General features: G+C 67.9%; 13 protein-coding genes and 1 pseudogene. 3 read left to right on the top strand and 11 right to left on the bottom strand.

From position 1 onward, the window contains the following. Positions 1–26: 26 nt before the first annotated feature. The 9 genes from I1A62_RS11145 to I1A62_RS11185 form a co-directional block, all read right to left on the bottom strand. Positions 27–773, bottom strand: a complete 747-nt coding sequence (locus I1A62_RS11145) for a DUF881 domain-containing protein (protein WP_124394324.1) — start codon at positions 771–773, stop codon at positions 27–29. Positions 774–780: 7 nt separating this feature from the next. Next, entirely contained in the window at positions 781–1,143 is a 363-nt protein-coding gene (locus tag I1A62_RS11150) for a small basic family protein (protein WP_005264197.1), read from the bottom strand. 32 nt (positions 1,144–1,175) lie between these two features. After that, positions 1,176–2,039: a DUF881 domain-containing protein gene (locus I1A62_RS11155; protein ID WP_124394323.1), complete on the bottom strand. Its 864-nt coding sequence runs from the start codon at positions 2,037–2,039 to the stop codon at positions 1,176–1,178. Then, positions 2,039–2,662, bottom strand: coding sequence for a CDP-alcohol phosphatidyltransferase family protein (locus I1A62_RS11160; protein WP_124394322.1), 624 nt, complete (start codon positions 2,660–2,662; stop codon positions 2,039–2,041). Before I1A62_RS11160 ends, I1A62_RS11155 begins: the two co-directional genes overlap by 1 nt. Positions 2,663–2,795: 133 nt before the next feature. Further along, positions 2,796–3,854: an SMP-30/gluconolactonase/LRE family protein gene (locus I1A62_RS11165; protein WP_124394321.1), complete on the bottom strand. Its 1,059-nt coding sequence runs from the start codon at positions 3,852–3,854 to the stop codon at positions 2,796–2,798. Between the two features lie 41 nt (positions 3,855–3,895). Then, positions 3,896–4,513 (bottom strand): CoA pyrophosphatase, encoded by a 618-nt coding sequence (locus I1A62_RS11170; protein ID WP_124394320.1) that lies wholly within the window; start codon positions 4,511–4,513, stop codon positions 3,896–3,898. A gap of 81 nt (positions 4,514–4,594) precedes the next feature. Beyond that, positions 4,595–6,115 carry a long-chain fatty acid--CoA ligase gene (locus I1A62_RS11175; protein ID WP_219458722.1) on the bottom strand — a complete coding sequence of 507 codons (1,521 nt, stop codon included), beginning with the start codon at positions 6,113–6,115 and terminating at the stop codon, positions 4,595–4,597. 34 nt (positions 6,116–6,149) lie between these two features. Beyond that, positions 6,150–7,271, bottom strand: coding sequence for a DUF5938 domain-containing protein (locus I1A62_RS11180; RefSeq protein WP_072941858.1), 1,122 nt, complete (start codon positions 7,269–7,271; stop codon positions 6,150–6,152). A 43-nt stretch (positions 7,272–7,314) separates the two neighbouring features. Then, a complete protein-coding gene (locus I1A62_RS11185; protein WP_124394318.1) occupies positions 7,315–8,118 on the bottom strand; it encodes an SDR family NAD(P)-dependent oxidoreductase in 804 nt (267 codons plus the stop codon). A 210-nt stretch (positions 8,119–8,328) separates the two neighbouring features. Between I1A62_RS11185 and I1A62_RS11190 the strand changes: the two genes are divergently transcribed. Further along, positions 8,329–8,964, top strand: a complete 636-nt coding sequence (locus I1A62_RS11190) for a TetR/AcrR family transcriptional regulator (RefSeq protein WP_124394317.1) — start codon at positions 8,329–8,331, stop codon at positions 8,962–8,964. 6 nt (positions 8,965–8,970) lie between these two features. Here I1A62_RS11190 and I1A62_RS11195 read toward each other — a convergent pair whose 3' ends face one another. Continuing rightward, a complete protein-coding gene (locus tag I1A62_RS11195; RefSeq protein WP_219458723.1) occupies positions 8,971–9,411 on the bottom strand; it encodes an SRPBCC family protein in 441 nt (146 codons plus the stop codon). Positions 9,412–9,539: 128 nt separating this feature from the next. On the opposite strand from I1A62_RS11195, the pseudogene I1A62_RS11200 reads away from it, so the two are divergent. Beyond that, positions 9,540–10,802: pseudogene (locus tag I1A62_RS11200) on the top strand (MFS transporter); the annotation flags it as partial. A 224-nt stretch (positions 10,803–11,026) separates the two neighbouring features. Here I1A62_RS11200 and I1A62_RS11205 read toward each other — a convergent pair. Further along, positions 11,027–11,905: a sigma-70 family RNA polymerase sigma factor gene (locus I1A62_RS11205; RefSeq protein ID WP_124394314.1), complete on the bottom strand. Its 879-nt coding sequence runs from the start codon at positions 11,903–11,905 to the stop codon at positions 11,027–11,029. A 182-nt stretch (positions 11,906–12,087) separates the two neighbouring features. Here I1A62_RS11205 and I1A62_RS11210 point away from each other — a divergent pair, with 182 nt between their 5' ends. Further along, positions 12,088–12,849 carry a L,D-transpeptidase family protein gene (locus I1A62_RS11210; protein WP_219461178.1) on the top strand — a complete coding sequence of 254 codons (762 nt, stop codon included), beginning with the start codon at positions 12,088–12,090 and terminating at the stop codon, positions 12,847–12,849. Positions 12,850–12,858 lie beyond the last annotated feature (9 nt).

A 12,858-nucleotide genomic window follows, 5' to 3' on the forward strand; every position in this document is an offset into this window, starting at 1 on the left:
TGGCAATCCGCGGGCGGATGCGAAGATCAATTTCCGGGCTGAGCGTATTGGCGAGGTTTCGCCTCCCGCAAGGCGGAGATCGTGACCTGCTGCGATTGTTCGATCGTCAACTGTCCACCGCTGCGCGCGACCGTGTCGACCACCCCGCCGGGAATGTTCAGGGCGGCCGCCAGAGTCGGCGGATCACCGATGGCGACAACTCCGTAGGGGGCGTTCACCTTGCGGCCGTCCACCGACACGCCGCCTGCCGAACCGGACACCCAGGAGTCGACGCCGATCCGGATGGGCGGGCCGTCGGCACCCTGGATCTGCACGGCCTCGGCGCCCGCGGCGCGCAGTTCCTGGACGAGGTCGAGCAGGACCTCGGATCCGACCCCCTTGTTGGGGTCGGTGATGCGCAGCGTCACGCCGGGGCCGGTGGCCGGTGCGCTCCCGACTTGGATCGACAGGGCCGTCAACCGGGCCTGAGCCTCGTCGAGCGCCGCCCCGGAACTGCCGCTCTGTTGCAAGGTTGCCAAGGTCTGTTCCAGCGATGCGATCTCCTGCCGCAGGGCCGCCTCCCGCTGATTCAGCGTGTCCAGGACGACCAGCAGATCCGCGGGGCTCGCCGAGTCGAGCGTGTCGCCGGACCCGGTGTTCTTCACCTGCGTCACGATCGCGATTCCCAGCCCGCCGAGCAGGAGCGCGGCCAGCAGCGCGAAGACGACGTGTGAGCGCCGCGACGTCGTGGGTTCGTTGCCATGCAGTTCGTGTCTGCCCTCGTGCCCGCTCACGTCGCGATCACGCCCCGAACAGACGGCGCCGCAGCGCGGCCGCGTTGCCGAAGATGCGGATGCCGAGCACGACGACGATCGCGGTGGACAGCTGGGTTCCGACACCGAGTTGGTCACCGAGCCACACGATCAGCGCCGCCACGAGGACGTTGAACACGAACGAGACGACGAACACCTTCGAGTCGAATATCTCGTCGAGGTATGCGCGCAATCCGCCGAACACCGCGTCGAGCGCGGCGACGACGGCGATGGGCAGGTAGGGCTGCACGGCGTCGGGCACTTGCGGGCTGAACACCACTCCCAGCACGATTCCCACGATCAGGGCGAGCACCCCGTAGATCGCGGATCCGCCCTTCAGTGCTGCCTTCATTCGTGTGACGCCTCCATCCGACTCCGCCGTTGTCATCGTGTTCCTGCTTCCCGGGCCGCCCGCACTTCCCGCGCCGGGGCGGCGGGCAGCTGGAGATCGTCGGCCTCCGCGACCGCGAAGCCGATGCCGTACAACTGCGCCACGCTCGACATCCGCAGGTAGGCGTCGCTCACCACGAATCCGGTCTGCATCGGCCCCTGGGGGCCTATGGCGGAGACCACGTACGGCGAGAACACCGGCTGATTGTCCACGAGCATCGCGCCGCCCGCCTGCCGGATCGTCACCGACGGCCCGATTCGCACGTCACCGACCGCAATGGCCTCGGCACCGCCCGCCCACAGCGAATTGACCACCGACTGCAGGTCGCGATCGAGCACGACCGCCTTCCCCCCGACACTGCGCTGGGACGAATCGGACAGGTTGGGTTTGGCCGCGGGGTCGGTGAGCGTCACGGTCAGTCCGGGACCGTGCACGGTCTCGACCCCGGCGTCCCCCTCGAGACCGTGTAACTCGTCGAGCAGTGCGGCACCGCGGGCGTCGCCGGCCAGCGCGGTGGCGCGGGCGTCGTCCGCCTGTGCCGTCAACGTGTCCCGGGTCGCCGCGAGGGCACCCGCCCGGTCCTGCGCGTCCTGCACCTTGCTCAGGAGTTCGGACCGCACCTGCTCGGTGCCCGGGATGCGTTCGGTGGCCTGCCGGTAGGCGACCGACAGCACCAGGCCGACGAGCAGTGCGCCGATCGCGATCCACACCTGCCGACCGACCCGTGTCTGCCGCGAATGTCCGTGCTCGCGATCCTCGGCCGCGCCCTCGTAGCCGGGGTCCAGATGATCGTTCATCAGAGACTGCAGCAGGGACGGCACCGGATTCCTGCGGACGCCGGACTCGGTTCGCGTCATCAGCGGACCTCGCGTTCGTCGCCGCCCGATCCTCGCGCGGGAACGGTGCGCGCGACGGTCAGCGCGTTGACGGTGTAGAGCAGCCCGGTCCACACGTACAGCACCGTGCCCCAGATCAGGAGTGCAGCGCCGAGCGGTTCCGCCACCGTGGCGATGCTCCAGTCACCCTGCGCCGCGAGGGTGATCGGCAGCGCGAACATGAGCAGGAACGTGGCCCCCTTGCCGAGGTACATCACGTCGGGGGGTGGCAGTCCGCGTCGCCGGTAGATCAGCAGTGTCAGCGCGAGAACGACGTCGCGGCCGATCAGGATCGCCGCCACCCACCACGGGATGAATCCGCGCACGACGAACGTCACCAGCGTCGTGACGACGTAGAGGCGATCGACGAACGGGTCGAGCAGCGCACCCAGCTTCGACGACTGGTCGAGGATCCGGGCGAGCTTGCCGTCGAGCCAGTCGGTGAAGCCGCTGATCATGAGGATCGCGAGGGCCCACCCGTCGGAGTGCGTGACGAGAAGCAGGTACACGAACAGCGGCACTCCGAGGAGGCGCACCACGCTCAGGAGATTCGGGACGGTCACGATCCGGTCCGACCGCACAGTGTCCCGGTCCACCGAATTCACCAATATCTCCCCAGCGTCGAGTGCGGACCTGTTCTCGGGCGCTCGTCGCACCGCTCTCGCCACTCTTCCACAACCGCGGCGGTGGTCCGCCGATCGTCCCCCGGAGAATCCATCGGAGCAGGTCAGACCCTTCTCACTCGCCCGCAGCGATGTCCGGTCCTGGCGGGAGCGGAACCCGCGCGACGGCGTCCGCGGTCAGACTTCCCAGGTACAGCCACCCGTCGTGCTCCCGCACACCGGTGACGGGTGCGTAGCTGCCCTTGCCGCCGCGCAGGCTGTGCACGATCCCGCCACGCCGATCGAGGGCGACCACCCAGCCCGCGTGCACCGGGTTCGGCTGGACGGCTTCGGGCAGGTTCGCCGCGACGATGCGCAGCGCGGGGTACGGCGCGAGCAGATCCAGCAGCCGCATCCGCGGGCTGTAGAGCGCCACCCAGAACAGCCCGTCGCGGGTCTCGGACGTCATGTTGTCCGGGATGCCGGGCAGATTCTCGGCCCACACGGACGTCCGGCCCTGCGACGGTCCGGTCAGGTCGACGCGGGAGATCTGGTACGAGCCGGTCTCGGCGACGAGGACGAACGATTCGTCCGAGGCCAGTCCCACGCCGTTGGCGAACTGCAGTCCCTCCGCGAGGAGGTCGGTCTCCCCGGTCCGCGGGTCGAGACGCAGCAGGCGGCCGGTCCCCCGGTGTTCGAGGAGATCGTAACGGTGGTCGGCGATCGTGAAGTGCGCGGAGGAGTCGGTAAAGTACACGACGCCGTCGCGGCCGACAGCGGAGTTGTTGCACGCCACGAGCGGGTGCCCGACCGCGGTGTCGGCGAGCACGTCGACGCGCCCCTTCTCGTCCACCCTCAGCACGCCGCGCTCGGCGTCACAGATCAGGTATCGGCCGTCGTCGAGGACCTCGACCCCGAGGGGCCGCCCACCCGTGTTCGCGAGTTCGGTGGCGTCGCCGCGGCTGTCGAACCGCCAGATCCGGCCGTCGTTTCCTCCGGTGACCACCCGGCCGTCGTGATCGACGGCCACGTCCTCCGGCCCCTCTCCGCTGGGCAGGGCCCAGCGGTGCACGCCGTCGAGCACTCCGTTGGGAGCGAGCACTCCCGTGAGCGGAGGGGGCGGCGGGGCGTGCCAGACAACGGGGTCGACACCGGTGCGGTCGAGCTTGCGGGCGAGAGACTCGAAGAAGGTCACGGACTGTGAGATTAGTCGCGTATCCCGGTGAACGTGGCCACCTACCGCCAGGCGAAGACGGGTTGGTCGAAACCGTCGATCCGGGTGTGCCGGTCATGCAGTGCGACCTCACGGAACTGGTACACGACCGCGCCCGTCGGGGCGTGCACGAGGTGACGCCGGAACGGCCACTGGATCACCGGCTTCGACGATTCGGGAATCTCCACGAATCGCGGCTCGGCATCGATCTCGGCAACGCCCACCGAGAACACTTCCGCCACTTCCTCGCGATTGGGGACGAGCGAGGTAATCGACTGCTCCGACCACACGACGAAGGGCGTGATGACGTACCCGGAGCGGGTGACGTAGTCGTCGAGTCTGCCGAGCACCGCGGACGGCTCCACGTCGAGGCCGAGCTCCTCGTGCAGTTCGCGCCGGGCGGCGTCCTCGCCGGTCTCCCCCGGATCCACCCCGCCGCCGGGCAACGCGAACTGCCCCGGATGCGCACGCATCTTGCTCGGGCGCCTGGTCAGCGGAACGGCCTGACCGTCCGCGCCGTCGTTCATCACGGCGATCACGACCGCCGCGGACCGCCGGTTCGCCGGGTCCACGATCCGTGGTTCGAAGCGGGCCAGCGCGTCGGCGAGCCGTTCCCTGCTGAGTACGTGCCCATTCACCATCACCCGACAGTATCGCCACTCACCGCGAATCCCACGTTCCGGTCCCCCGCGTTTCGAGGCCCGCGTGCCGGGCGTCCGCCGTCAGCCGAGCAACTGCTGTTTGATCTCGTTCTTCAGGACCTTCCCGAGTTTCGAACGAGGCAGATCAGGCCAGACCAGGATCTCCTTCGGCGTCTTCACGCTGCCGATGCGCGCCTTCACAAACGCCGTGAGCGCGTCGGCCTCGACAGGCTTTCCGGTTCGCGTCTGGACGACGGCGACGACGCGTTCGCCCCATTTCTCGTCGGGGAGCCCGATCACCCCGCAGTCCTGGATGCCCGGGTACGCCATGAGCGCCTGTTCCACCTCGACGGAATAGACGTTGAATCCGCCGGTGATGATCATGTCCTTGGCGCGGTCGACGATGTACAGGAAGTTGTCCTCGTCGAGGTACCCGATGTCGCCCGTGTGATGCCAGCCGTGTGCCGACGCCTCCTGCGTCGCAACGGGATTCTTGTAGTACCCCGACATGACGAGGGAGCTGCGCACGACCACTTCGCCCCGCTGTCCGGCCGGCAGCAACGCCCCCTGCCCGTCCATGATCGCGACCGTGACCAGCGGGGAGGGTCGGCCCGCGGAGCTCAATCGGGCGGTCGCCACCGAGCCGTCCGCCAGGAAATGGTCTTTCGGTGCCATCGTCGCGATCATCATCGGCGCCTCGCTCTGCCCGAACAACTGGGCCATCACCGGCCCGATCCGGGTCAGCGCCTCGCTCAGCCGCGTCGGCGAGATCGGCGCCGCGCCGTACCAGAAGCATTGCAGCGAACTCAGGTCCGTCGTCTCCAGGTCGGCGTGGTCGAGCAGCATGTAGATCAGGGTCGGCGGGAGGAAGGTGTGGGTGACGCGGTCCCGTTCGATGTGCGCGAGGAACTGCCCGAGATCGGGCGCCGGCATGATGACCACCTGCCCGCCGAGGGCGAGGATCGGAAAGCACAGGACACCCGCCGCGTGGGTCAGCGGCGCGAGAGCGAGGTACACCGGTCGGCCGTCGAACGGGTAACTCATCAGGGTCAGCGCCGACATCGTCTCGATGTTCCGGCCGGTGAGCATCACGCCCTTCGGACGTCCCGTCGTCCCACCGGTACCGACGATCAGCGCGAGGTCGTCGACGGGCTCGGCGTCGAGGCGTTCGGTCCCCAGCCAGGTGTCGAACGCGTCGGCGTACGCCTCGTCTCCGTCGAGGCACACGAGCGTCGTGAGCAGCGGCAGCTGCTGCCGGATCCGATCGACCAAGGGCGCGAACGCTTTCTGGAAGATCAGGCAGCGACAGTCGAAGAGGTCGAGCAGGTCCCTGTTTTCCGCGGCTTCGTTCCGCGGGTTGATCGGGCACCACACAGCCCCCGCCCGGCTGATCCCGAACACGCAGGAGAATGCTGTCGGGTCGTTGCCGGACAGCACGGCCACCTTGTCGCCCGCGGCGATCCCCGACCGTGCCAGCGCCGCGGCGACCCGCCGGCTGAGGTCCTGGACGTCCGCGTACGTCAGCGTCCGCTCGCCCATCGTCAGGCACGGCGACGACGGTCCGAGCGAGGCGCCCTTGTCGAGGTAGTCGGTCAATCGCATGGTGCTGTCCTCCTGACGGTCGCGGCCGGGACGATCAGCTCTGCACGGTGAGCACCGGCTCCATCACGAGGCCGAAACTGCGCAGGGCTCCGAGGAGTTCGCGATGCCCGAATGCCTGACACGCCGATGCGAGGCCGGTTCGCTTCGGGGGCTGCTGCAACAGGGAGTGCGCGGCGTACGCCTGCAGGAGTCCCGTCTGCTTGTAGTTGCAGTTTCCGTGGATGACGCAGTGCGCCCGGCCGAGCGGACCCGACGCGTACACGGAGTCGAGCGACGTGTTGACGCGGGGGTTCTCCCTGGGCGGCATCCCTGCCTGCACGGAGCCGGCGATCTCCGCGAGCGCCGCGTCCTGCTCGTCCGCGGGGAGGGTCTTGATCTGCTCCTCGACCATCTTCTGGGTCGCGACGACGCCCTCCATCACGGAGCGGTCGAACACGCCGCCGGCCGCCTTCACGTTCGCCACCCGCGGATCGTCCTTGAACCACACGGGGTGGCAGGTGCCGCCCCACGGCAGCGCGAGGGCCATCTGGTGCTGTCCCGGCACCACGACGTCGAAAGTGGTACCTGGGTCCCACTTCACGTACCGGTTCTGCTCCAGGTAGTACCAGTCGGCCTTGAGGATCGTGAAGATCGTCTGCGTGGACGCGTAGGTGGGAAAACCCTTCCACAGCACCAGAATGTCGAGTGTGTCCAGCCCCGGCGTCTCGAGCGCGATGTTCGCCGCGATCTCGCCGGTGGTGTACATCTGGGCGACGCCGGGAGACAGCAGCAGCCCCTTCTCCGCGAACTGGTCGCCGAACTTCGCCTGCACGTCCAGAACCCAGTCCTGCTCCCCGGTCGTGTCGGTGTAGTGGCATCCCGCGGCGAGGGCCGCCTCGACGACGACGGCGCCGTGCTTGATGAACGGGCCGACCATGTTGCTGACCACCCGCGCGCCGCTGAACAGCTCCGTCAGCGCCGGAACGGTGTGTTCCACCTCGACGACCTCGTGGTCGACGGTGTCCAGGCCGGGGATCCGGTCGACCACTTCCTGAATTCGCTTCTTGTCCCGGCCGGCGGCGATGAACGGAATGTTGAACTCGCGCAGGTATTCACACACGAGCCGCCCGGTGTAACCGGAGACTCCGTAGACGATGACGGGCTTCTTGTCGGTCATGACGTGCCTTTCGGTGAATGCGGGGAGAGCCGGAGCGGTCGAATTACATGCCCATGCCACCGTCGACCGGCAGGCCGATTCCGGTGACGAAGCGGGCGGCGTCGGAAGCCAGGAAGACGACGGTGTCGGCGATGTCCGCGACCTCACCGAGCCGCCCGAGCGGGGTCAGGCCGATCACGTCGGCGACCGCGGCGTCGGCGCTGGGCCACAATCCGAGCCGCTCCATGTCGGCGGCCAGCCCGAGTCCCATCTCCGTGGCGACCAGCCCCGGGTACACACAGTTCACGCGGACGCCGTACCCCAGTTTTCCCGCTTCCTGCGCCGCGACCCGGGTGAGCCGGTCGACGGCGGACTTCGTGGCGGAATAGCCGGCGATGCCGGGGAACGGGATGGTGGCGGCCACCGAGGAGACGTTGACGATCGACCCTCCCGCGCCCGCGGCACCGCCGGGACGCATCGCGCGCAGACCGTGCTTCAAGCCGAGCGCGACACCGAGGATGTTCACGTCGCACATCCGGCGGACGTCGGCGGGATCGATGTCGACCACGAGTGACGAGATCTCGATGCCGGCGTTGTTGACGAGGAGGTCGAGTCCGCCGAGTTGCTCCACGGTGGCAGCGACGGCGCGCTCCCAGTTGCCGTCGTCGGTGACGTCGAGGGTCACGAATCCGGTGTCGACACCGGACTTCCCGAGCGAGTCGGCGGTCGCGCGTCCCTCTTCCTCGAGGACGTCGCCGATCACGACCGCCGCACCGGCGTCGGCGAGGGCGGCGGCCATTCCGGCCCCCAGCCCCTTCGCACCACCGGTGACCAGCGCTTTTCGTCCTGCAAGATCACGCACACTCATTCCGACCTGCCTTCGCACCGAGACGTTTCGCGGAAACCACGTCACGAGTAACTGTTCGCATTGTGGTGTGGATCACAGCGTATTCGACTTTGGACGACTGTCAAGAATTCCCTTTACGACTGTCAAGATTTTGTTACACAGTCGTCAAGGAACGCGGGCTAGACTGATGCTCACCGTGCTGGACTCCGCGAGCCGAACAGGAAGAATGCCGTGACACCCGTCGCCGAGAAGAACGCCGACCGGGTCTCGCGCCGCCAGGTCGACAAATTCGCCGAGCGCCGGGATCAACTCGCCGAGGCCGCGTTGCAGACCCTCTCGGAACTCGGATACGCCCGCACCAGCCTCCGGGAGATCGCCCAGAACTCCGAGTTCTCCCACGGCGTTCTGCACTACTACTTCAGCGACAAGGTCGATCTGATCACGCACTGCGTAAAGCACTACAAGGCGCGCTGCGTCACGCGCTACGACGGCGTGGTCGCCACGGCGCAGACGCCCGAGGAGTTGAAGGCGGGATTCGGCCGGGTGCTGATGGATTCGCTCCGCGGCGAGGCCTCGATGCATCGCCTCTGGTACGACCTCCGCTCGCAGTCGCTGTTCGAGGAGTCGTTCCGCGCCGACGTCGCCGCGATCGACCAGAGTCTCGAAAACATGATCTGGCGCATCGTGTCCCGGTACGCGGAACTGGCGGGACGCACGATCACGATCGCCCCGCCCACCATGTACGCCGTGTTCGACGGGCTGTTCCAGCAGAGTCTCGCCCGGTATCTGTCGGGCGACGACACGGCGGCGGACGCCCTCGCCGAGGGCGTCGATCAGATACTGGCGCTCGTCATTCCGGCGCCGTAGCGCCGGTCACTTCTCCGCGGCAGCCTTGATTCGCTGCGCGAAAGCGGGCGCGTCCTTGCGGGCCGCCCGCAGCGCGAGGGGCGCGATCAGTTTTCCGATCCCGTGCCCCTCCAGCACGTTGAAGATCGTCACCCTGGTGCCTGCGCCCGACGGTTCGAGGTCGTAACCGCCCTCTTTCGCGGTCACGGAGTTCGTCGATCGCTCCGCCCAGCGAATCTTCCGCGGTGCCTCGAATTCGGTGATCTCGAATTCCCGCTTCGTGGTCATTCCCGCATCCTTGACAGTGCTGACGAAGACGGTGCCGACTCCGGGAGGACCGTCCGTCTTCTTCACGATCTCCTGGACCCGCGGGCTGAACTCCCGGTCGTTGACCCCGGCGGCGAGGTACTCGAACACTTCCTCGATGGGGCGATCGATCACCGCAGTGCCTTCGAACCGTCCAGCCATGCCAGCCTCCCGTTTCCGTGACCTGCCGGGTTCCGACACTACTCGCGCCGCGGCCTGCGCGCGGTCACATCGCCGCCGGGCCGTCGGTCATAGAAGTGACGACCGAAGAACACAGGAAGGCTTCCATCATGGACACCTCGATCACCGGCACGTCCGGATCGCGACAATCGGCTACGACACCGCAGTTTCTTTCCACCGCCCGCGGCAGACTCACCCTGACGTTGTTGTGCGCCGTGGCTTTTCTCGACTTCGTCGACGCGTCCATCGTCAACATCGCGCTGCCCGACATACGCAGCGACCTGAACTTCTCGGTGCAGCAACTGCAGTGGGTGCCCAGCGGCTATCTCATCACCTACGGCGGGTTCATGCTGCTCGGCGGTCGCCTCGCCGACCTCCTCGGCCGCCGTCGCGTCCTCGTCACCGGCACCGTCGTCATCGGATTGTCCTCGCTGGTCGGTGGTTTCGCCGGCAACGCCGAGATCCTTGTCGGTGCCCGGCTGGCGCAGGGTGTCGGTGCGGCGCTGATGCTTCCGGCCGCGCTGTCGATCCTGACGACGACATTCGAGGAAGGGTCCGAACGCCATACCGCGCTCGGTGTCTGGGCCGGCGTGGGCGGTCTCGCGTCGGCGGTCGGGGTGTTTCTCGGTGGTGTGCTCACCGAGGGCCCGGGCTGGCGATGGGTGTTGTTCGTCAACCCGGTGGCGTGCGTTCTCGTGCTGCCCGCGGTCTACGCGCTGATTCCCGACGACCGCCGCCGCGCCAGGTTCGCGGACTTCGACCTGGTGGGCGGCGTGCTCGGTACCGGCGGGATGCTGATGTTCGTCTACGCACTGGTCGAGGCGCCCGACCACGGGTGGGGGTCGGCCCGCACGATCGGCGCGTTCGCCGGAGCATTCGTCCTGATCGTCGCGTTCCTGGTGAACGAGCAGCGCAGCCCCGATCCACTGCTGCCGCTGTCGATCTTCCGCATCAAGGGCCTGGCGGCGGCAAATGTCACGGGGCTGATCGCGTTCGCCGGTCTGCTCGCGATGTTCTTCTTCCTCACCCTCTACATGCAGAACGTTCTGGGCTATTCCCCCATGCAGACGGGGGCGGCGTACCTTCCGCTCTGTCTGGGCGTCGGCGTCGCAGCCGGAATCTCCTCCCAGTTGCTCACACGCATCGGAACCCGCCCGGTTACCGTCGTGGGCGCGATGGTGGCGGCGGCGGGCCTGTTCTACCTGTCCCGGATCCCGGTCGACGGCGCCTATCTCGCCGATCTGTTCCCGGGACTGATGATCGTGTCGCTGGGCCTCGGTGCCGTTTTCGTCGGCGTCACCACCGCAGCCAACGCGGGTGTGCCTGCCGAGGAGGCAGGGCTCGCGGCGGCGTTGCTGAACGCCTCGCAGCAAGTCGGCAGCGCGCTCGGTCTGGCGATCTTCGCCGCGATCGCCACCTCCCGAACCCAGCACCTGCTCGCAACGAATTCGCCTGTGCCCGAGGCACTCACCTCCGGCTTCCAGCGAGCGCTGCTGACCGGCAGCATCTTCCTTGCCGCCGCAGCGCTGATCGCCCTGCGCACCGGCAACGCCCACGGAGACGGCGGGCACCGCGCGGAATGACCCCGGTGGGCCCGTCAGTCGAGATTCTCGACGACGAGCCCGGCGAGGCGCTCGCGGTCGGCGAGGATGTCGATCTCCACAATCGTCCCCTGCCGGATCGTGACGCCCATGACGGACAGCAGCTGTCCCTCGGAAATCGCGACCACGCCGGCGGCACCGTTGACGAGTGCCGGTTGCGCGAACCGGGCCAGCCGCGCGTACCCGAGCACACGGCCCGCGACCGTCTCCGCACCGCGCACCATAGTGGAGGCGCCCGGGGGCAACGCGCCCGTGTCGGCTCGGAGCACGACATCCGGATCCAATACCGCCACGAGGGCGTCGAAGTCGCCGCCCCTCGCCGCCGCCAGGAACGCGTCGACCACTGCGCGCTGCCGGACGGGATCGGTGTCGGGAACGGGTGCTCCCTGCAGTCGGCGGCGTGCGCGGCTCGCCAGCTGCCGGGCGGCCGCCGGGGATCGCTCGACTATGGGGGCGATGTCCTCGAACGGCACGGCGAACATGTCGTGCAGCACGAACGCCAGCCGCTCCGACGGGGTGAGCGTGCCCAGGACCACGAGCAGTGCAAGACCCACCGAATCGGCGAGCACCGCCTCCTGTTCGGGGTAGCTGCCGTCCGAGAGCGTGACTATCGGATCCGGCACCTGCACGTCCAGGGGCTCTTCCCGCCGCGACCTGCGGGACTGCAGCATGTTCAGGCACACGCGGGCCACCACCGTCGTCAGCCAGCCGCCCAGGTTCTCCACCGAATCGGTGTCCGTGCGGCTCAGCCGCAGCCAGGATTCCTGCACCGCGTCCTCGGCCTCGGTGAGCGAGCCGAGCATCCGGTAGGCCACCGCCCGCAGGTGCCGGCGATGCGTCTCGAACTGCTGCGCCAGCACATCGTTCTCGTTCATCGGTCACATCCCTCCGTCGCCGTCTGTCACCTATGTGACCGGCGCAACGCGGCCGATGTGACGACGGCGCGTCGCCCGTGGCCCTCTGATGCGCGTAATGCATCAAGTTTCCCTGGTTCCGCTGTCGGATATCGCCGTGGTTAACTGAAATGACGCTCACAGTCTCTGAAGGGCTGGACGGCATGTGGAAATCGCAGCAGGTCGGACGTCTGTTCCTCGTCTCGGTACTCGCGGCACTCGCCGTGTGCGGAGTGAGCGCCGCCGCGTCGGCGGCGCCCCCGGCCGTCACCGGGAAGATCCTCGCGCCGGCACTCTCCCCCGCGAGCGGTCAGGTCGTCGGCGTCGCGCATCCTGTCGTCGTCAGGTTCACGTCTCCGGTGCCCGATCGCGCACTCGCCGAGCGTGGTGTCCGGATCACCCCGTCGACACCGGTGCCCGGGCAGTTCTCCTGGATCGACGACCGCACCCTGCAGTGGAGCCCAGATCACTTCTGGCCTGCGCACACCGCGGTGACCGTCGAGGCGGCGGGTGCGAGGTCGCAATTCCAGGTCGGTGACGCACTCGTCGCCGTCGCGAACACGACGACGCACCAGTTCACGGTCAGCATCAACGACCAGGTCGTGCAAACCATGCCCGCGTCGATGGGCAAACCCGGCTACGAGACACCGCTCGGGACCTTCCCCGTCATCGAGCAGTTCCGCGACATGATCATGGACTCGTCGACGTACGGTGTCCCGATCGACGACGAGGAGGGCTACCGCCTCTACGTCGAATACGCCACCCGCATCACGTGGGGTGGAATCTTCGTGCACGCCGCACCGTGGTCGGTGGGTTCGCAGGGGTTCGAGAACGTCAGCCACGGCTGCATCAATCTCAGCACCGAGAACGCCCAGTGGTTCTACGACAACGCCAAGGTCGGCGACCCCGTCATCGTCACGGCGTAAGCACCGGCC

This window comes from Rhodococcus sp. USK10, assembly GCF_019378875.1.
GTDB lineage: Bacteria > Actinomycetota > Actinomycetes > Mycobacteriales > Mycobacteriaceae > Rhodococcus_F > Rhodococcus_F pseudokoreensis.